At 63.3% G+C, this 18,998-nt stretch carries 15 protein-coding genes; 13 read left to right on the forward strand and 2 right to left on the reverse strand.

Features of this window, described 5'->3' with window-relative positions; all coding sequences use genetic code 11:
• The first annotated feature begins 236 nt into the window (after nucleotides 1–236).
• The 5 genes from E5K02_RS08235 (at nucleotide 237) to E5K02_RS08255 (ending at nucleotide 8,428) form a co-directional block, all read left to right on the forward strand.
• The gene (locus tag E5K02_RS08235) at nucleotides 237–4,589 is read left to right on the forward strand and encodes a PAS domain-containing protein (protein ID WP_135393865.1); all 4,353 of its coding nucleotides are present in this window, start codon (nucleotides 237–239) and stop codon (nucleotides 4,587–4,589) included.
• 85 nt (nucleotides 4,590–4,674) lie between these two features.
• Nucleotides 4,675–5,451, forward strand: a complete 777-nt coding sequence (locus E5K02_RS08240; protein WP_135393867.1) for a DUF2490 domain-containing protein — start codon at nucleotides 4,675–4,677, stop codon at nucleotides 5,449–5,451.
• Between the two features lie 184 nt (nucleotides 5,452–5,635).
• A complete protein-coding gene (locus tag E5K02_RS08245; RefSeq protein WP_135393869.1) occupies nucleotides 5,636–6,874 on the forward strand; it encodes a PQQ-dependent sugar dehydrogenase in 1,239 nt (412 codons plus the stop codon).
• Nucleotides 6,875–7,080: 206 nt separating this feature from the next.
• The gene (locus E5K02_RS08250; RefSeq protein WP_135393871.1) at nucleotides 7,081–7,836 is read left to right on the forward strand and encodes a hypothetical protein; all 756 of its coding nucleotides are present in this window, start codon (nucleotides 7,081–7,083) and stop codon (nucleotides 7,834–7,836) included.
• Between the two features lie 37 nt (nucleotides 7,837–7,873).
• Nucleotides 7,874–8,428: a hypothetical protein gene (locus tag E5K02_RS08255; RefSeq protein ID WP_135393873.1), complete on the forward strand. Its 555-nt coding sequence runs from the start codon at nucleotides 7,874–7,876 to the stop codon at nucleotides 8,426–8,428.
• A gap of 224 nt (nucleotides 8,429–8,652) precedes the next feature.
• Here E5K02_RS08255 and E5K02_RS08260 read toward each other — a convergent pair whose 3' ends face one another.
• Nucleotides 8,653–9,108, reverse strand: coding sequence for an energy transducer TonB (locus tag E5K02_RS08260; RefSeq protein WP_167856321.1), 456 nt, complete (start codon nucleotides 9,106–9,108; stop codon nucleotides 8,653–8,655).
• Between the two features lie 188 nt (nucleotides 9,109–9,296).
• On the opposite strand from E5K02_RS08260, the gene E5K02_RS08265 reads away from it, so the two are divergent.
• The 7 genes from E5K02_RS08265 (at nucleotide 9,297) to E5K02_RS08295 (ending at nucleotide 14,074) form a co-directional block, all read left to right on the forward strand.
• Entirely contained in the window at nucleotides 9,297–9,602 is a 306-nt protein-coding gene (locus E5K02_RS08265; RefSeq protein WP_135393877.1) for a hypothetical protein, read from the forward strand.
• A gap of 9 nt (nucleotides 9,603–9,611) precedes the next feature.
• On the forward strand, nucleotides 9,612–9,926 hold the full coding sequence (gene bamE / locus E5K02_RS08270; RefSeq protein WP_135393879.1) for an outer membrane protein assembly factor BamE domain-containing protein: 315 nt from the start codon (nucleotides 9,612–9,614) through the stop codon (nucleotides 9,924–9,926).
• Between the two features lie 195 nt (nucleotides 9,927–10,121).
• The gene (locus E5K02_RS08275; RefSeq protein ID WP_135393881.1) at nucleotides 10,122–11,066 is read left to right on the forward strand and encodes an alpha/beta fold hydrolase; all 945 of its coding nucleotides are present in this window, start codon (nucleotides 10,122–10,124) and stop codon (nucleotides 11,064–11,066) included.
• Nucleotides 11,067–11,177: 111 nt separating this feature from the next.
• On the forward strand, nucleotides 11,178–11,762 hold the full coding sequence (locus tag E5K02_RS08280) for a DUF7010 family protein (protein ID WP_135393883.1): 585 nt from the start codon (nucleotides 11,178–11,180) through the stop codon (nucleotides 11,760–11,762).
• Between the two features lie 45 nt (nucleotides 11,763–11,807).
• On the forward strand, nucleotides 11,808–12,890 hold the full coding sequence (locus E5K02_RS08285; RefSeq protein WP_135393885.1) for a sensor histidine kinase: 1,083 nt from the start codon (nucleotides 11,808–11,810) through the stop codon (nucleotides 12,888–12,890).
• Between the two features lie 45 nt (nucleotides 12,891–12,935).
• A complete protein-coding gene (locus E5K02_RS08290) occupies nucleotides 12,936–13,673 on the forward strand; it encodes a LytR/AlgR family response regulator transcription factor (RefSeq protein ID WP_135393887.1) in 738 nt (245 codons plus the stop codon).
• A gap of 140 nt (nucleotides 13,674–13,813) precedes the next feature.
• Nucleotides 13,814–14,074 carry a hypothetical protein gene (locus E5K02_RS08295; RefSeq protein ID WP_135393889.1) on the forward strand — a complete coding sequence of 87 codons (261 nt, stop codon included), beginning with the start codon at nucleotides 13,814–13,816 and terminating at the stop codon, nucleotides 14,072–14,074.
• Nucleotides 14,075–14,151: 77 nt separating this feature from the next.
• Here the strand turns inward: E5K02_RS08295 and paaN are convergent, their stop codons facing one another.
• Nucleotides 14,152–15,822: a phenylacetic acid degradation protein PaaN gene (paaN, locus tag E5K02_RS08300; protein ID WP_135393891.1), complete on the reverse strand. Its 1,671-nt coding sequence runs from the start codon at nucleotides 15,820–15,822 to the stop codon at nucleotides 14,152–14,154.
• Nucleotides 15,823–15,961: 139 nt separating this feature from the next.
• Here paaN and E5K02_RS08305 point away from each other — a divergent pair, with 139 nt between their 5' ends.
• Complete coding sequence (locus E5K02_RS08305) at nucleotides 15,962–18,775, forward strand: S8 family peptidase (protein WP_167856322.1); 2,814 nt, start codon at nucleotides 15,962–15,964, stop codon at nucleotides 18,773–18,775.
• Nucleotides 18,776–18,998 lie beyond the last annotated feature (223 nt).

Below are 18,998 nucleotides of genomic sequence, written 5' to 3' on the forward strand. Positions count from 1 at the left end.
GCTTACCCTGCCCGGGGCCGGGGTCGATTTGCCCATCGTGGCCACCCTCGACGAGGCCGCCGCCCTCACCCACTGGGCCTAGCGCCCGGCCGAGCCCGACTGCCCCGGGCAACCTGGACCGTAGGCTGCCGCCGCCCCCAATACGGCTCAGCTTGCCGAAAAGGCCCGTGGCAGTGCTCAGAAATTATGCGTAGGTTACTCTTGCGCTGCTAACTCCGGTGACCCCTCCAGGCCCCATGTTCCTTTCTACCCGTACCGACCCCGACCAGCCCACTTCCTCAGCGGCCAGCCAGCCGACCGCCGAGCAAGTGCTGGACAGCCTGCCCGTCGGGGTACTGGTGCTGGACGAGCAGGGCCTTATCCGGCGCGTCAATCCGCAGGCCGCCCGCTGGTGCGGGGCCGCGCCCGATGCTCTGCTAGGCCTGCCCCTGCCCGAAGCTGGCCTGCCCGCCGACCTGTATGCTACCCTGCTGGGGCTGCTGGAGCCGGGCCCCCACCCGGCCCGGGAAGTGTACTTGCCGACCCAGCAGCAGTGGGTGGCCTTTAGCAGTGCCCCTCAGGCCGCGGGCTGGGTGTTGTATGGGCAGGATATCACCGCCCACCACCAGCCCCAAGCTCCGCTCCCGCCCCTGGCCTATGCCCCGACGGAGGGGTATTGTGTGTTGGAGGTGCTGTTCGACCAAGCCGGGCAGCAGGCCCTGGACTTCCGCTACCTGGAGCTGAATGGGGTGTTTGCCCAGCAGTCGGGCATGCTCCCGGACATTCAAGGCCGTACCGCCCGCGAGTTGCTGCCCGACCTGGAGCCCTTCTGGTTTGAAACCTACGGGCGAGTGGCCCGCACTGGGCAGGCCGTGCGCGTGGAGCACTACGTGGCGGCGGTAAGCCGCTGGTTCGACGTGCATGCCTTCCGGGTGGGCCAGCCCGAGGCCCGGCAGGTGGCCGTGCTCTTCAACGACATTACCGCCCGCAAGCGCCACGAGAACAACCTGGCGTTTATGGCCGGCCTGATGAGCGACTTTGCACCGCTGAACACCGTCGAGGAGGTGATGGAGCTGGCAGGCCGGCGCATCACCGAATACCTGCAGTTGTCGCACTGCTTCTTCGTAGCTGTCGACCCGGAAGCCGAGACTTGTACCGTGTTGCACCACGCCCGGCCGGCCGGGCTACCGGCCATGACCGGCACCTACCCGCTAAACGACTTTCATACCCCGGCGGAAAACCGGCAGCTGGCGGCAGGCCAGCCCATGATTGTCAGCGACGTGGACGACGGCCACCGTTCGGCCGCTCAGGTCGAGGCGTATCGGGCCCTCGGCATCCGCGCACTGGTGAATACGCCCCACGTGGCCCAGGGCCGCTGGGTGTTCGACCTGGGCGTGTGCCGCCCCCAGCCGGGGGCCTGGGCGCCCGACGAAATCGGATTGCTGCAGGACGTAGCCGGCCGGGTGTGGCTGCGGCTGGAACGCGCCGGTGCCGAAGCCGCCCTGCGCAACAGCGAGGCCACGCTCGCCGCGGTGTTCGACGCCCTGCCGGTGGGCATTGGCCTGACCGCCGCCGACGGCCACCTGACCCTGGCCAATCACCAGATGCGGCGCTACCTGCCCACCGGCATCATGCCCTCGCGCGACGCGACGCAGCTGCCGCGCTGGCACGCCGTGGGCCCAGACGGGCACCCGCTCCCGCCCACAGAATTTCCCGGCGCCCGCGCCCAGCGGGGCGAGCGAGTGGTGCCGGGCCTCGAAATGCTGCACACCCCGGCCGAGGGCCCGCCGGTCTGGACGCAGGTGTTTGCCGTGCCCCTGCGGTACCCCCACGACCAAGTGGCCGGCCACGTCACGGTCATCCTCGACATCGACGCGCAGAAGCGCACCGAGCAGGCGCTGCGCCACTCGGAGGAACAATTCCGCTTGTTCGTGACCACCAGCGCCGACACGTTTTACCGCATGAGCCCCGACTGGCAGCAGATGCAGCCGCTGGGCGGCAAGAACTTCTTCGCCCCGAACGATGAGGCCCGCACGCCCTGGGTGGAACGCTACATTCCGGCCGAGGACCAGGCCGCGACGTGGGCCGCCATCCACGCGGCCATTGCCGCCAAACAGCCTTTTGCCCTGGAGCACCGCGTATGGCGCGCCGACGGCGGGGTGGCCTGGGTGGCCTCGCGGGCCATACCGGTGCTCGACGCCCAAGGCAACCTCGTGGAATGGTTCGGGGCGGCCACCGACATCACCGCCCGCAAGCGGACCGAGGCCAATCTGGCCCTGTTGGCCGACATCAGCCAGGAACTGGCGCAGCTCACTAGCCTGGACGAGACGATGAACCAGCTGGGCGCGAAGATCGGTGCCCACTTCGGCCTGTCGCGCTGCCTGTTCGTGGAGATTGACGAAACCCACGAGGTATGCTGGGTTGCCTACGGCTGGAGCCGGGAAGGCGCCGTGGACATTCCCGGCCGGCACCCGATAGTCGACTTTATCAGCCCCGAATTCCAGCGCGCCTCGCGCGCCGGGGAAACGGTCGTGATTGACGACGTTTTCGCCGACCCGCGTACCGAGGGCGAGCAGTATGCCGCCTTCCAGATTCAGGCCATGGTGACCGTGCCGCTGCAGCGCGACGGGGAATGGTGTTTCCTGCTCGGCTTCTACGACACAAAGCCGCGCCACTGGCAAGCCGACGAGCTGGCGCTGCTGCGCGAGCTGACCGCCCGCATCTGGACGCGCCTGGAGCGGGCCCGCGCCGAAGAAGCGTTGCGGCAGTCGGAGGAGCAGTTTCGCACGGTGGTCAACCTGGTGCCCGACCTGCTCTGGCGCAGCACCGCCGAGGGCGAAACCCACTGGTACAACCAGCGCTGGTACGAGTACACCGGCCAGTCGGTGGCCGTAGCCGACGGCTGGGCCGACGCCATCCACCCCGACGACCGGGCCGGCTCGGCGCAGCACTACCGCGCGGCCATGCTGACCGGGCAGCCCCTGCAGCAGGAACACCGCATCCGCTCGGCCGCGGGCGAGTACCGCTGGTTTCAGGTGCAGGCCCTACCCGTCCGCGACGAGCAGGGCCGGGTCACCGAATGCTTCGGCGCGGCCACCGACATTCACACCCGCAAGCTGGCCGAGGCAGCCCTGGCCGCCGACAAGGCCTGGCTGGAGCACGAAGTAGCCGAGCGCACCCACGAGGTGGAGGCCAGCCGCGACCTGCTGCAATCGGTATTCGATACCAACCTGATTGCCATGTCGGTGCTACAGGCCGTGCGCGACGACACCGGCACCATCCAGGACTTCCGCCTAGTGCTGGTGAGCCAGGAGCTGGAGCGTGAAACCGGGCGCACCGACCTGGAGGGCAAGCTCTATTCTCAGGAATTTCCCGGCATCCGCGAGGTGGGCATTTTCGACCTGATTGTGCGGGCCGTGGAAACCGGCGAGCCCCAGGGCATGGAGTACTTCTACCCCCACGAGGGGTTCGACAAGTGGTTTGCCTGCCAGTTCGTGAAGCTCGGCGACGGAGTGGTGGCCACCAACCTCGACATCACCGAGCGCAAAACGACCGAGCAGGAGCTGCTGAAAAACCTGCGCCTGCTGGAGCAGGCCGAAGCCGTGGCCGGCCTGGGCAGTTGGGACTACGATATAGCCACGGGCACCATGCGCTGGTCGGATGGCATGTACCAGCTCTTCGGCTTGCCGGCGGGCAGCCCCGCCACGCCCAACCGCTACCGCGAGGCCGTGCTCGAGGAGGACCGGCCGCGGGCCGAGCAGCTGCTGCACCAGCTTGCCGCCGGCCAGGGCTTTGAGGAAACCTTGCGCCTGCGCGTGCACGGGCAGGTAAAAATCGTGCGCATGAAAGCCGTGGCTCTGTCCAACGAGCAGGGCCAGCCGGGCCGGGTGCTGGGCGTGGACGTGGACATCAGCCAGCTGCACCACCTGGAGCAGGACAATCTGCGCCTGCGCCTGCGCCAGCAGCGGGCCTTGTTTGAGGCGGTGCAGGAAGCCCAGGAGGCCGAGCGCAAACGCATTGCCGAAGGCCTGCACAATGGCATCGGGCAACTGCTGTACGCCACTAAGCTCCGCCTCGACCAGCTCCACGTCCCGGTGCTGCACACCCACCCGACCCTGGTGGTTGCCCGCCAGGAAGCCGACCGGCTGCTGGCTGATGCCATTCGCCAAACCCGCGTCCTCTCGCATGAGCTGGTGCCCATTATGCTGGAGGAGTTTGGCCTGACGGCCGCGTTGCAGGACATCGGGGCTAAGATGAGCTCCCCGCAGCTGCTCCTGCACTGCCAGGTGCAGCTCGACGAAGAAGCCGGCCCCATCCCGCCGCCCCTGCAAGTGGCACTCTACCGCATGGCTCAGGAGCTAGCCCAGAACGTCATCAAGCACGCCCAGGGCGCCACCGAGGCCAGCCTGGAAGTGGAAACCACGCCGGGCTGGGTGCTGCTGCGCGTGGAGGACAACGGCCCAGGCTTCGCGGCCAAGCCGGCCTCCGCTACGGGCCTGGGCCTGCGCAGCATCCGCGACCGGGTGGAGCTGCTGGGCGGGGCCATGGAAACCGGCACGTCCGGCGGGGCCTACGTCCGCATCCGCCTGCCGCTCGCCCCCTTGAGTTGATATAACCAATGGAAAAGCGCCCACCCCACGCCACACCGATAACCGGGCTGCATAACCTCGCACGGTCGGGCTGCGTCTAGGGGGTATGCCTTTCCTCAAGCCCGGCGCGGCTTTTCTTTTTTGCCTCGGCTCGTTTGCCGCCTGCGGCCAAGCCACCCGCGTAGCCGACCACAACCGCATCGGCTGGTTTGTCTACGAAGGCGACCATCCGCTTAGTAACCGCTGGACCCTGCACACCGAGTACCAGTGGCGGCGCACCCACTTTATCACCCGGCCCCAGCAGCAGCTGGCCCGCCTGGGCGCGGCCTACCAGCTGCGGCCCCGCCTGAGTGTGGCGGGCGGCTACACCAACCTGATAACCCACCCCTACGGCGACTTTCCCACCGCCGACACCGGCGTGCCTTTCCCCGAGCACCGCCTCTACCAGGACGTGCAGCTCAGCGACACGGTGGGCCGCACCACCCTGGAGCAACGCCTGCGGCTGGAGCAGCGCTGGCAGGGGCAGCTGGCCGAGGGCCGGGGCCGCCGCGTGCAAAGCTGGGAGTACCAGAACCGCATCCGCTACCAGCTTTCGGTGGTGTTGCCGCTGCAAGGCCCGCGCCTGGAAACCGGCGAATGGTACCTGACGGGCTTCGACGAGGTGTTTCTGAGCTTCGGCAAGTACGCCAGCAAGGTCTTCAACCAGAACCGGCTGGCCGGGGGCCTGGGCTACCAGGTGCAGGATAATTTCCGCCTCGAAGCCGTCTACCTCAACCAGATAACCCAGCACGCGGAAGACGAGCCGGTGTCGGGCTTGCCGGTGTTCGAGTTCAACCACGGTTTTCGCCTGGGCGTGAGCTACAACTTGACGCTGGCGAAGTAGCGCCAGAACGATGTAGAGACGCAACCTTGCGTCTCGTCGTCCGCGCCGTTGCTGCGACGGTTGTGCAACACGTTAGTCGTTCAACACTTGAGACGCAAGGTTGCGTCTCTACCTTACTCTGCCAATGTAACCTTGCTACGGTTGAGCCGGTACAGCTGAGCAGTATTTGCTCAACTATTCCGGTATGAAACTCCTGCTTCCCGGCTGCCTGACGGTAGCCGCTCTGCTTTCTGTATCCTCGGCCCAGGCCCAAAACGACTATGAGAAGACTGTGAAAGACGGTTTTGCGGTCAACGTCTTCAAGCCGGGCAAGGTGGACGCCACCGACGCCTACGTGGCCCAGCTTAAGGCCCCGGCCGGCTTTACGGTCACCAAGTTCGCCGACAAAACCGGCAACCCGCGCATGCTGGCCGTGGCCCCGAACGGCGACGTGTACGTGTCGGACCGCACCAAGGGCACCGTGCAGCTGCTGCGCGACACGAACCAGGACGGCAAAGCGGACCTGCTGAAGGAAGTAGCCCGGCGCCCCGACCTGCACGGCCTGGCCCTGCGCAACGGCAAGCTATATATCAGCGCCATCCGGGAGCTGTTCGTGGCCGACATCAAGGCCGACGGCACGCTGGGCGAGTTGAAAACGCTCTACAAAGACCTACCCGACGCCGGCCAGCACCCCAACCGCACCCTGAACTTCGGGCCCGACGGCAAGCTCTACCTCTCGGTGGGCAGCACCTGCAACGCCTGCGACGAGCGGAACAAGGAGCAGGCCACCCTGCTGGTGGTGAATACCGACGGCTCGGGCCGCAAGGTGTTTGCCAAGGGCCTGCGCAACACCATCGGCTTCGGCTGGCACCCCACCACCAAGGCCCTCTGGGGCTTCGACCACGGCATCGACTGGCTCGGCGACGAAGACCAGCGCGAAGAGCTCAACGAAATCAGGGAAGGCGCGGACTACGGCTGGCCCTACGTGTACGCCGACGGCAAAATCCCGCCCCACCCCCAGCCCGCCGACATGACGCCCGAGCAGTACGCGGCCAAAACCGTGAAGCCCGCGCAGCTCTACGCCGCCCACGCCGCCCCGCTGGGCATGGTCTTCAACACCGGGCAGCAGTTTCCGAAAGAATACCAGAACGACGCCTTCGCGACCATGCACGGCTCCTGGAACCGCGCCCAGCCCTCCGGCTACCGTATCGTGCGCGTGAAGTACGACGCTCAGGGCCGGGCCACCGGCATCGAGGATTTCGTGACCGGCTGGCTCGTGAACAACAACAAGGAGCAGTTCGGGCGCGTCTGCGGCATTGCCCAGCACCCGGACGGCTCGTTGCTGATTTCCGACGACTCCAACGGGGTGATTTACCGCGTGGCGTATGCCGGTGGCGGCAAGAGCAGCAGCCAAGCGCAGAAGGAGAAGCCGAAGAAAGGCTAAAACGCAGTGTAACCAGGTGAAATACTCTGGCTAAACTGGCTGAGTGCTAAACCGTCATGCTGAGCTTGTCGAAGCATCTTTACCGCAATAGTAATTCAGTTTGCTTTGGCGGTAGAGATGCTTCGACAAGCTCAGCATGACGTTCTTTTTACCTAATATCAGACCCTTTAAGGCGTTATTCTACGGTCTAACCTTGCTGCCCCGCCATGCTGCTCTATCCTGCTCGCCGCTACCGCCGGCCCCTGCTGTTTCCGCCCGGCTTGCTGGCGCTGGGGTTTCTGTTGCTACTAGGGTGTCTGGCGTTGCGGCCTTGGCACCGGCAGTTAAAGCCACGGTATTTTATACAGCTTACGTTGGTGCCCAAGCCAGTATCTGACTCTATTCTTTCCTTAGGGGGCCTTTCGCTGCTCCAGTCTTCTTCAGGGAAGAATTTATTTCTTTACTCTCAACTGGCAGGTTTTCGCTCATGGCGGGATTTCACCTTTACTGGATCATCTGGGCAGGATGCTGCCACTATGCAACAGACACAGCAGGCTTTTGAAGCTATGTTGCCGGATTCATTGCACGCCCGTGGTATCCGCATCCGTTTTGAAGACCAGTCTACCTACGCTAGTATGGTTCGAATGCTGGAATGGGCCAGGGCCGCTACACCCAAGTATCTGGTTGACTTTCACCACGAGCCAACTACTTTATATGCTTTTACCGAAGCCTACCGGCCACCTAATAGCTCGGACTTGAAACCACCCAATTGTTGCTTTTGCGACGAGAAAATAATCGATAAAATAATCTACTACCCATCACCACCTTCCTTCGAGGTCCAAATGCAAAACTGGCTTACGCGCTGGCAACAAGTCTGGAGTGAAGCTGTTACCTCCCCGAATTGGCAGCTACCAATCATATTCCTGCTGGGAATTATAGCCGTAAACTGCTGGAAAATAGCACGGCGGTGGCACACTGCGTAGGTTTTGCGTGTTTTGTAGTCTGACCTAGCCGTACTGCATGCCCGCCCTTTCCCCCGACCTGCGCAAAGCTCTCTTCAACTTACCCCAAAAGGAAAAAGACCAGCTCCTGGCCCGCCTCGTAGCCCAGGACCCCGTCCTGACCGAGCAGCTGGCCTTCCGCCTGCTCGAAGGCCCCGAGGCGCTGGAGGACCGTCGCGCCCAGCTCCGCACCCAAATTGACGACCCGGTGCGCGGCTACCACCAAACCCCCAACGATTTGCTGGTCATCGTACGCCAGCTCCAGGCCCGCATTGGCTACCACGCCAAGATTACGGAGGATGCCTTCGGAGAAGTCGAGCTGACCCTGCGCCTGCTCAACCGCATCTTTGAGCACCAGCCCCAGCTCGTAGCCAAGCTGCACGGCCCCACCCAGCCCCTGCTCCAGCACCTGGCCAAGCGCACCCACGACGCGCTGCGCCAAACTGAAAAGCTCCACGCCGACTACCACGTGGAGCTCAGCACTGCCATTCAGGAGTTGCTGCAGCGTTTGTGGCAATCGGGCGCGGCTCCCCTGGCCCGGGAGCTGGGTGTCCCCAAGTCATTCGGGGCGTAGTTGTTGGGGCTGCCCTCCTGAGTGCAGCGCGGAGGAGAAACTTCCTCACCTGTTCCACCAAAGCTTGTTTCATAGTAGAAAGCCCTTTCTCGTAGCATACGGGAAAGGGCTTTCCGGGTAAAAGCGGGACGACCTGCGCAGCGGACGGATTGCTTCGCGTTGCTCGCAAGGACACGGGTCGTTGAACGAAACCTCACCATTTTACTAGTTCACCAGCTCACTCCTTACTCCAGGGCCCGAAAGACGATGGGCAGCGTGTAGGCGACTTTCACAGGCTTGCCGCCAATTTTGCCGGGGTTCCACCAGGGCATGATGCGCACCAGCCGCAGGGCTTCCTCGTCGAGGCCGAAGCCCAGGCCTTTTACCACTTTGGGGTCGAGAATGTGGCCCTGCTCATCGATGACGAAGCTGACGTGGACCTTGCCGGAAGTACCACGGTTGAGAGCGGCGGCGGGATATTGAATTTTGGCCCGCAGAAACTTGGTGAAAGCCGCCTCACCGCCCGGGAAGCTGGGCAGTTCTTCGGCCATGTGGTATACCAGGGTAGCCGTGCTGGCGCCGGCCGCATCCGGGGCTTGGCTGCTGCCCGTGTCGGTGAGGGCCGCCGTGAGCTGGCTTTGGGCTGTGGCGCGGGTCGAGAAAACCAAAATGCATAAAAGCAGGGGTAGCAATCGGAGCATAGCGAGGAGCTTATCGAGCAGATATACAAAGCTATCCACTGCCAGAAGCTCCGCGGTAAAGCCTTCGTTATGCTTGTGTTGCCCTTGTGTTGGTAACATTGACAGTATCCTTTGCCGATGAAAAGCAGTACATTATTTCTACCGACTGCCCGGAGCTTTATTCACGCCTCTGTTTACCCCTTATCACCATGTCGTACACCCCGCACCCCGAAAATATGCGCGTGCCTCAGCACCTGAGCGAAGCCGAGCTGCACCAGGCTCTGGAGGAACTGGATGCCAAGATTAAAACCCTGCGCAACCGCGCCCACGCCACTACGGTCAACTCCGAAAACACCTACCACGAGCACATTGCGGCCCTGGAAGTAAAGCGCGCCAAGCTGGCCGACCTGGTGGGCCCGGCCGGCAAGGCGCCCACGGAGCGGCCTTCCAGCACCTGGGACGAAATTCGCCGCGGCATCGACACGCTGCGCGAAGACCTGCGTAATATCATTTAACCCGTTGCTATGAGAATCTTTGTCCCGCTGCTGGCCCTGGCTGCCACTTTGCTCTTACCCGCCTGCACGGCTCAGGAAAGCTTTCAGAACGCGGAAAACTGCGTGAAAGTGAAAACTGGCATGACCGAGCAGCAGGTCCGCGGCATTATGGGCGCCCCCACTGGCGAAGACCTGGCCGGCACGACGGGCAAAACCTGGTCCTACCAGTTTGGCAGCGCCACCGACACCCAGCCCATCCGGATTCAGTTCGACGCCGACGGCAAGGTGGCCTCGGCCACCTGCGCGCCCGAAGCCTCGGGTTCGGAACGGCCCACGGGCAACTAACCCCGCCTTTTCTCGCTTTGCGCGGCCCCGACTCCGGAGTGAGTCGGGGCCGCGCTTGGTTTTGGGCGCTCCCATTCGGCCGGGTTAAAAGCAGATCAGCGCCCGAATTTACCGTTCGCCCAAAACTTGTTTCCCGCGGGCCGGGCTTGCGCTAGGTTTGAGCCATCATTCAGCCCTAACCTAACCGCTACTCCGATGAACCTGACCGCTACCCTCCGCCCCATCCTGGCCGCCCTGCTGCTGGCCGCTGCCCCGCTCACGACTGCCCTGGCCGCCCCCGCTCCGGCGGCTCTTCTGGCCCCCCCCGCCGACAACGCCCCGGCTCACCCCAGCTTCACGGTGAAAGTGGTGGGCAAAGGCCGGCCCATGCTGCTGATTCCGGGCCTGACCTGCCCCGGCGCCGTGTGGGACGAAACCCTGGCCCACTACCAAAAGCAGTACCAGTGCCACGTCGTGTCCTTGGCCGGCTTCGGAGGCCAGCCCGCGGCGGCCACTACCAGCGCCTTCCTGCAGGGCGTGCGCGACCAGCTGCTGACCTACATCAACACGCAAAAGCTTGACAAGCCCGTTGTGGTGGGCCACAGCCTGGGTGGTTTTATGGCCCTCTGGATGAGCGCCACCCAGCCCGAAGCCGTGGGGCCGCTGGTCATTGTCGATTCGCTGCCCTTTATGGCCGCCATTCAGAATCCGAACCTGACGGCCGAAGCGGCCAAGCCCATGGCCGAAGGCATGCGCCAGCAGATGAGCAAGGGCAAAATGCCGATGGCCGCCCAGCGCCAGATGGTCAGCAGCCTGGTAACCGACTCGGCCCGGGTAACGCAGGTAGCCCGCTGGGGAGCGGCTTCCGACCCCGCCACCGTGGCCCAGGCCATGTACGACATGATGACCACCGACCTGCGCCAGGACGTGGCCCGCATTCAGCAGCCCACGCTGGTACTCGGGGCCTGGGCCGCCTACAAGCCGTACGGCTCGACCAAGGAAAGCACCCGGGCCATTTTCGCCCAGCAGTTTGCCAAGCTGCCTCAGCACCGCATCGAAATGTCGGAAGCCGGCCGCCACTTCCTGATGTACGACGATAGCCAGTGGTTTTTTGCCCAAACGGATGCCTTCCTGAAGCAGCACCCGGTAGCCCGCAAGTAGGAATATTGCCCGGGGCGGCGCATTTTAGGCCTTTGCTTAGGCCCGGTACAGAATACGCCGCCCTATCTGGCTTTCCTTTTTACGTTCCACTATTCTTAAGTACCCACCCTGATGTCTGCCCAACTTAACCTGGACGCGCTGCGCCTGGAACTATCGGTGAAAGCCAAAAATGGCCTCGACTTTATTGTGGCAGCCAGCCTGATCTGGTCGGCCATTACCCTGATCTGGATGCTGCCCAACAGCCCCGGCCGCAACGGGCTGTTTACCTTCTGCCTGGGCGGGGTGATGCTCCCGATGGCCCTGCTGTTTTCCAAGGTTTTTCGCACTACCTGGACCATCAAGGACAACCCCATTCAGCCCCTGGGCCTGTGGCTCAACTTCGCCCAGCTCTTCTACTTCCCGATTCTGATTTTCATTTACAGCAAGTACCCCCAGTATTTTGTGATGACCTACGGCATTATTACCGGGGCCCACTTCTTTCCCTATGCCTGGTTTTACAACACGAAATCCTTCGCCGTTATGGCCGGCGTAATTGCCGTGGGCTGCCTGCTGCTGGGTACCCGCCTGCCCGTAGACAAGCTCTATTACATTCCCGGCTTTATCGTGGCCAGCCTGCTGGTGCTGGCCGGCTGGCTCTACCTGGATTACCAGAAAAAGCGCCCTCACTACCCGGCCCTGGTAGCCGTAGCCGCTTAAGGACTGCTCCGAAAACTCCCTCACTTCTCGTTGTCCCCGCTGCGTATGCGCCCTTTTACCCGTCGTCGACTGTACTGGCTGCTGCAAGTCACCTGCTGGGGGCTGTACGCACTGCTGGGCATCACCATTTTCAAGGTGATGGGCCAGCTCACGGTGAATTACGCCCTGGCCCAGCTGTGCATCGTGGCCATCAACATCGGCGCCAGCCACCTGCTGCGGACTGTTATTCGGCGTGGGGGCTGGCTGCGGCTGCCGGTGCTGGCCGTGGTACCCCGCCTGCTGGTCGTCAACTTTCTGTTGTCGCTGGGCACGCAGGTGCTGATTTCGCTGATTATGATGTTTGTAGTGCACATCTTCACGCCCGCCCAGTTCAGCTGGACGGCGCTGCTGCTCTACACCCTCTACGGCAACTTCGTGTTCTGGCTCTGGGCCGTGCTCTATTTCGGCCTGCATTACCTCGACAGCTACAAGCGGGCCGAGGTCGACAAGTGGAAGCTGGCCGCGGCCGTGCACGAGGCCGAGATGCGCATGCTCAAGGCCCAGATCAATCCGCACTTCATGTTCAATGGGCTCAACAACATCCGGGCCCTGGTGACGGAAAACCCCGCCCGGGCCCGCGACATGATAACCCACCTCTCGGATTTGCTGCGCTACTCCATTCAGCTCAACAGCACCGAGAAAGTGCCCCTGGCCCGGGAAGTGGAAATCGTGGAACACTACCTGGCCCTGGAGGCCATGCAGCTGGAAGAGCGCCTGGAGTATCGCCTAAGCATAGCCCCCGAGACCCGGGGCGTGCTCATTCCGCCCATGACCCTGCAGCTGCTGGTGGAAAACGCTATTAAACACGGTATTGCGCCCCGCCCCGACGGTGGGCAGATTTCCCTCACGGCCACCCTCGACGGCGGCCAGCTGCGGGTAACGGTGCACAACACCGGCCACTACCAGCCCCGCCCCGGCCACGAGGGCGTGGGCCTGCGCAACGCCCGGGAGCGGCTGCAGCTGCTGTTTGGCAGCGCCGCCCACCTCAGCCTGCACAACGCCGCCGACACCGTCGTGGCCGAGCTGCGCCTACCCGCCGGGCCGCTACCCCAGCCGGCGCTTTCCCGGGGTGCCACCGCGGCGGCGTAGGCACTCCCGGCCCCACCTAGTTTCTTTGCCCGACTCCCGTTTCCGATGAATGCTCTTCTGGTTGATGATTCCCGCCTGGCCCGCACCGAGCTGCGCCACTTGCTGCAGGCGTTTCCCGAGGTAACCATTGTGGGCGAAGCCCGGCACGCGGCCGAGGCCCGCCAGCACATTGAGCAGCTGCGCCCCGAACTGCTCTTCCTGGATATTCACATGCCCGGCGAAACCGGCTTCGAGCTGCTCGAATCCCTGGACGTGGCTCCGCAGGTTATCTTCACCACCGCCTACGACGAGTACGCGCTGCGGGCCTTCGAAGTCAATGCCCTGGACTATTTGCTCAAGCCCATCAGCGAGGCCCGCCTGGCTACGGCCCTGGAAAAAGCCCGGGCCCAGCACTTGGCTCCGGCCCTGGTGGCCCCGGCCGCAGCCGAGGAGCCGGCCCCGGCCCCGCTGAGTATGCAAGACCAGGTGTTTGTGAAGGACGGGGAGCGGTGCTGGTTTGTGCGCCTAGCCGATATCAAGCTGTTTGAAATCAACGGCAGCTACACGCAAATCTACTTCGAGCAGCACCGCCCCCTGATTCCGCGGACCCTGCAGCACCTGGAGGCCCGCCTCGACCCCAAAATTTTCTTCCGGGCCAACCGCCAGCAGATTATCAACCTGAAATGGATTGAGAACATCGAGCCCTGGTTTAGCAACACCCTGAAAATAAAGCTCCGGGAAGGGCCGGAAGTAGAGGTTTCGCGTAAGCAGTCCGTGCTTTTCCGGGAGTTGTTAAGCTTGTAACCCGGGCTGCTTCAAGTGGTTACTGCGGCCCGACAGACTCGGCAAGTTCTCCTCGATTTCGCATCCTTTCCCTCCCGGTAATAGTATACTAGAGAGCAAAAATCCAGCCCGGCCGAATGGGCTATTTACTTGCCTCTCCCATGAAAAGACTGCTAAACATATTCGCGCTGAGCTTGCTAGTACTTGGCGCGTCCTGCTCCCAGGATACCGTAACCCAAGGTGGTGGCCCCAAGAAGTACAAGGCCTACAGTGAAACCACGCGTCGCAACAACGACAAGTCGAAGTTCAAGAAGCGCCGCAGCCCCGGTTTCGGCGTCGATTTGAATGCCCGCAACCCCTACAAGTCGGGCACGGTGCCCGCGCCGAAGGACTACAAGTTCGATAAGAACCCCGGCCGGTAAGTCGGCCCCGACCGTACCTACTGCCCACAACAAGGCCCGCCGAAGTACTTTCGGCGGGCCTTGTTGCTTCCAGCTATTTACGCCTCCAGCGGCTCCCGGAAGCCGACCCAGGTGAAACGCTTGATGACAAACTCCGGATTGGTAAAGGAAGCATTACCGGCGGGGTTGCCGCCCGTCACGTGGAAGTCGGAGAAGCCTGCGTTCTGGTTCACGTAGATGCCGCCGGTCAGGTTGAAGCTCACCGGCGTACCGGCCAGGCTCATTTCGTCCATAATCTGCTCTTTCACCTGCTCATCCGTGGTGTAGGCCCCGCAGCTGATGGCCCCGTACTCCCGGGCCAGCTGGGCGGCCAGCCGGATGCTTTCCTGGGTATCCTGAGTTTTGATAACCAGCATTATCGGCCCGAACAGCTCCTGGCAGTATTGCTCGATGCGCGCGGCCTCCACCTCGTGAATGCTCGGCGAGCAGGTGCGGGCATTTTCGTACACCGGGTGAGGCACCGGGCCGTAGGGCAAAATGCTGCGGCCCCCATCCAGGGTGAGCTGCTGCACCCGGGCGTAGGTGGCCGGGCTCTGAATGGCGCCCAGCACGTGCGGGCCCGCCTTGGGGTTGGTCGCCAGGCTGGTAACGGCTGCTGCCAGCTTCTGCACCACTTCCTCGTAGGGCACCTGCTCCTGGCCTACCCGCACGCCCGCGGCCGGGATAAAGAAGTTTTGCGGGGCCGTGCACATCTGCCCCGAATACAGGCTCACGGAGAAAGCCAGGTTCTGGGCCACCTTATCCAAGTCGTCACAGGAATCGAGGATAACGGAGTTGACGCCGGTTTTCTCGGTAAACACGGTTTTGCCCTTCAGATTTTCCAGGTAGGTACCAAACTCCGAGCCCCCGGTGTAGTCAATCAGCTTTACCACGGGGCTTTCGGCCAGCTCCTTGGCAATCAGCCGGTCGTCGGCATCCACGGCTAGCTGGCAGATGTTGGGGTCCAGATCATAAGCGGCCAGCACTTTTTGCACTTCGGCCACCACGATGGCAATGGGCAGCACGGCTTTCGGGTGGGGCTTCACCAGCACGGGGTTGCCCGTTACCAGAGACGCAAAAAGGCCCGGCACCGAGTTCCAGGTGGGAAAGGTGGAGCAGCCAATAACCAGACTCACGCCCTTGGGCACGGCCCGCCAGGTTTTCATCAGGGCCAGATTGTACTTGCCCATGGGCTTTTCCCAGCGGGTTTCTTCCGGAAAGCGGGTTTGCTCTTCGTAGCCGGCCGCAATGGCCTCCAGGGCCCGGTCGGCGGCGTGGGGGCCGCTGGCTTGAAAGGCCATCATAAAGCCCTGCCCGGTGGTGTGCATCGTGGCGTAGGCAATTTCAAAAAACCGGTCCTTGATGCCGTCCAGGGCTTCGGTGAGCAGGGCGGCCCGTTGGGCGGGCTTGAGTTTGCGCCAGGGCTCGAAGCTGGCCTGGGCGCGGGTTAGCAGGGTTTCGGGCGAAAAAAACGGGTAGCGCACGCCCAGGGGCTGCTGCTCGTAGGGCGACTCCTCCTGCCCTACCCACTGCTCGGGGCCGGCTTGCAGGAGTTCGGTAAAGGGCTGGTTCCGCTGGCGCGCAAAGGCTTCGCGGCCCAGGCGGTCGGCATCGGCTCCGTAGATTTCCGGGGACGGATTTTCGGGAAATGCGGCAAAGAACGTGCGGCCGTGCAGGGCCCGAATGGCAGTATCGATGGTGTCTTGGTGGCGCTGGGTGGGCAAACTCATAACGGCTTGGGAAATAGGGCGAACGAAAGTTGGCGGGGAATTCGGAGGCGTTGGTCGAAAACTCGGGGCGCAGCTCAACAAGTACGCCCCGGCAGGGCTAAATTTACGTATCGAACGACGAACCGTCGAATTCCGCTCTATGCCCCAACTGCTACGTTATCTAGTTCTTTTTGGCTTTCTGTGCAGCGCCGTAAGTGCCTGGGCGCAGGGCAGCACCCGCCAGCTGCCCGGTACGCTGGTTTTCAAGCTCAAGCCCGAATACAAGGCCCAGGGCACGGCCAGCCACGTTGCCATTGCCGAATTGGAGCAGGCTCTGGAGCAACTGGGGGCCACCGACCTGCGCCAGAAATTTCCGCGCACCCTGCCGGCCAGTGCCGAAGTACCCGGCTCCGTCGACTTGCAGCTGGTGTACCAGATTACGCTCCGTCAGGACGTATCCCTGGCCAAAGCCTGCCGCCGGCTGCTGCAAACCGACGTGCTCGAATACGCCGAGCCCCTGAACTACCGCGCCCCGCTCTACCAGCCCAACGACCCGCTGGCCGACTCGACGAACACGGCCGGGCAGTTCTATCTGAAAAACATTCAGGCCTACCGCGCCTGGGACGTGACCAAGGGCGACACGAGCATCGTCATTGGCATCACCGACACGGGCACGCGCTATAGCCACGAGGACTTGCGCAATCAGCTCAAGAAAAACTACGCCGACCCCATCGACGGCCTCGACAACGACAACGACGGCTACGTCGACAACTTCCGGGGCTGGGACGTGGCCGATAACGACAACGACGCGTCCATCAACATGGCCGTCTTTCAGCCCGTGCACGGTATTCTGGTGACGGGCTGCGCCGTAGCCCAGCCCGACAACGGCGTAGGCTTGGCCGGGGTAGGTTTCAAATGCAAGTACTTGCCCCTGAAGATTTACCCCAACACGGCTACCGGCAGCTTCGCCGGTTTCGAGGCCATTGTGTACGCCGCCGACCACGGCTGTCAGGTTATCAATGCTTCGTGGGGCAGCCTCGGGGGCCGTTCCCAATTCGAGCAGGACGTGATTACCTACGCCGCCATCAACCGCAACGCGGTAGTTGTGGCCGCGGCCGGCAATACCAACGCCGAGCTGGACTTTTACCCCGCCAGCTACGACCACGTCATTTCGGTGGCGGCCCTGGCCCCCAACGACGAGAAATCGGGGCCGGCTACCTACAGCAGCCGCGTGTCGCTGGGCGCGCCGGGCGAGCAGGTCCTGACCATTCTGGGCAACAACGACAGCGACTATTACCCGGTGAACGGCTCTTCGTTTGCCGCCCCCCTGGTAGCCGGTGCCGCCGCCTTGGTACGCACCCGCTTCCCGCAGCTGTCGGCCGATCAGGTAGCGGCCCAGCTGCGCCAGACGGCCGACGACGTATATGCCTTGCCCGGCAACATTCCGCTGCGGGGCAAGCTGGGCACCGGCCGCCTCAACGTACATCACGCCGTCAGCCAGGCTGACCGGCGCGAAGCCCGCATTCTGCGCAGTCAGCTACTACCCTTCCGCCAGGCGTACCAGCCCAACGACACGTTTCAGGTAGTGGTAGAACTGCAGAATCTGCTGCAACCCGTGGCCGGCCTCACCGTGACGCTGACCTCGCTTTCGCCCTACCTCACGGTGCGCCAGGGCGCTTTTACCGTCGGCTCCCTGCCGATGTTGGCCCGCGCAACCAACGATGCCACGCCTTTCCGGCTGGTGGTAGCCGGCGCCGTGCCCATCAATACCAAAGCCGTACTCCGCTACCGGCTTACGGCTGATAACGGGTACCAAACCGACCAGTTTCTGACCGTGACGCTGAACCCCGACTACGTGGTGCTCGACGCCGGCGACTTGCACCTGACGCTGACCAGCCGCGGCAACCTGGGCTACGATGGGCTGGGCTCGGACCTGGGCCAGAGCGTGACCTACAAAGGCAGCGCCCCCCTGCTCTACGAGGGCGGCCTGATGGTGGCTACTTCGCCCGAGCGGGTGTCGGACAGGGTGCGTAACGAGCGGAACCAGGTCAACCAGGATTTCTACTCCGTAAGCCAGATTGCCCTGAGCCGCCAGCCGCTGCGCGCCACCCAGGAAGCTAACGGGCTGCTGCAGGACTCGCTGCCCAGTGCCCGGCGTACCGGCACTGTGGGCGTCCGGATTCGCCAGCGCGGCTATGCGTGGGCGGCCCCCGCCGACCGGGACTACGCTATTGTCGAATACCAGCTCAAAAACGTGACGCCTGATACGCTCAAGCCATTGTACGCGGGCTTGTTCATGGACTGGGACGTGCTGCCCGATGCCAACCGCAACACGGCCGCCTGGGATTCGACCCGGGCCCTGGGCTACGTGCACGACCGGGAAAGGCCCACGGTGTACGCGGGGGTAAAACTGCTTACGGGCGGCACCGCAGCCTGCTACTCTATTAATAACAATGCCCCCGCCGGCTCGCCCGTGCGGCTGGCCGACGGGTTCAGCAGCGCCGAAAAGTTTCTTACCCTCAGCACTAAAGCCCGCCACAGCTCGGCCGGCACTACCGCCGGCACCGACGTGTCGCAGGTAGTGGGCACGGGCCTGCCCCGGCTAGCACCCGGCGACTCAGTCGTTGTGGCCTTTGCCGTGCTTGGGGCTTCTTCCCTGGAGGATTTGCAAACGGCCGCCGATGCGGCCCAGAGCCGGTATAACCTGGTTTTGCCCAGCCGTAAGCCCACCCAGGCCCTGACCTGGCAGGTGTACCCTAACCCGGCCCGCACCCTGCTGCACCTGGAAGTGCCGCCCCAATTCAAGCTCCAGCAGGCCCAGCTGTTTACGCCCCTGGGCCAGCTGGTTCGCCAGCAGCCCCTCAGCGGCTCGCGGGCCGAGCTACAAATAACTTCATTACCCGCCGGGGTGTATTTGCTGCAACTGACGGGTGCCACCCAGGTGCTCTCGCGCCGGGTGGTTGTGCTCGAATAAGCGCCTTTTCAACTCACTGCCCGCTGTTCTGGATTAGCATAACCTGTTTGTGGCCGCCCGCAAACAGGTTATTTTTTTGCGCCAACCGCTCGGTGTGCGCCAGTTCTTAATAGCTAAAAGGTGCGTATAGCCAGCCAAACGGGGAGCCGTAACGACCACGCCTACGCATTTCTAAACCGGGCACTATCGGAAGCACCTAAAATTTTACAAGTATATTACCCCC

It is taken from the genome of Hymenobacter metallicola (assembly GCF_004745645.1).
GTDB classification, from domain to species: domain Bacteria; phylum Bacteroidota; class Bacteroidia; order Cytophagales; family Hymenobacteraceae; genus Hymenobacter; species Hymenobacter metallicola.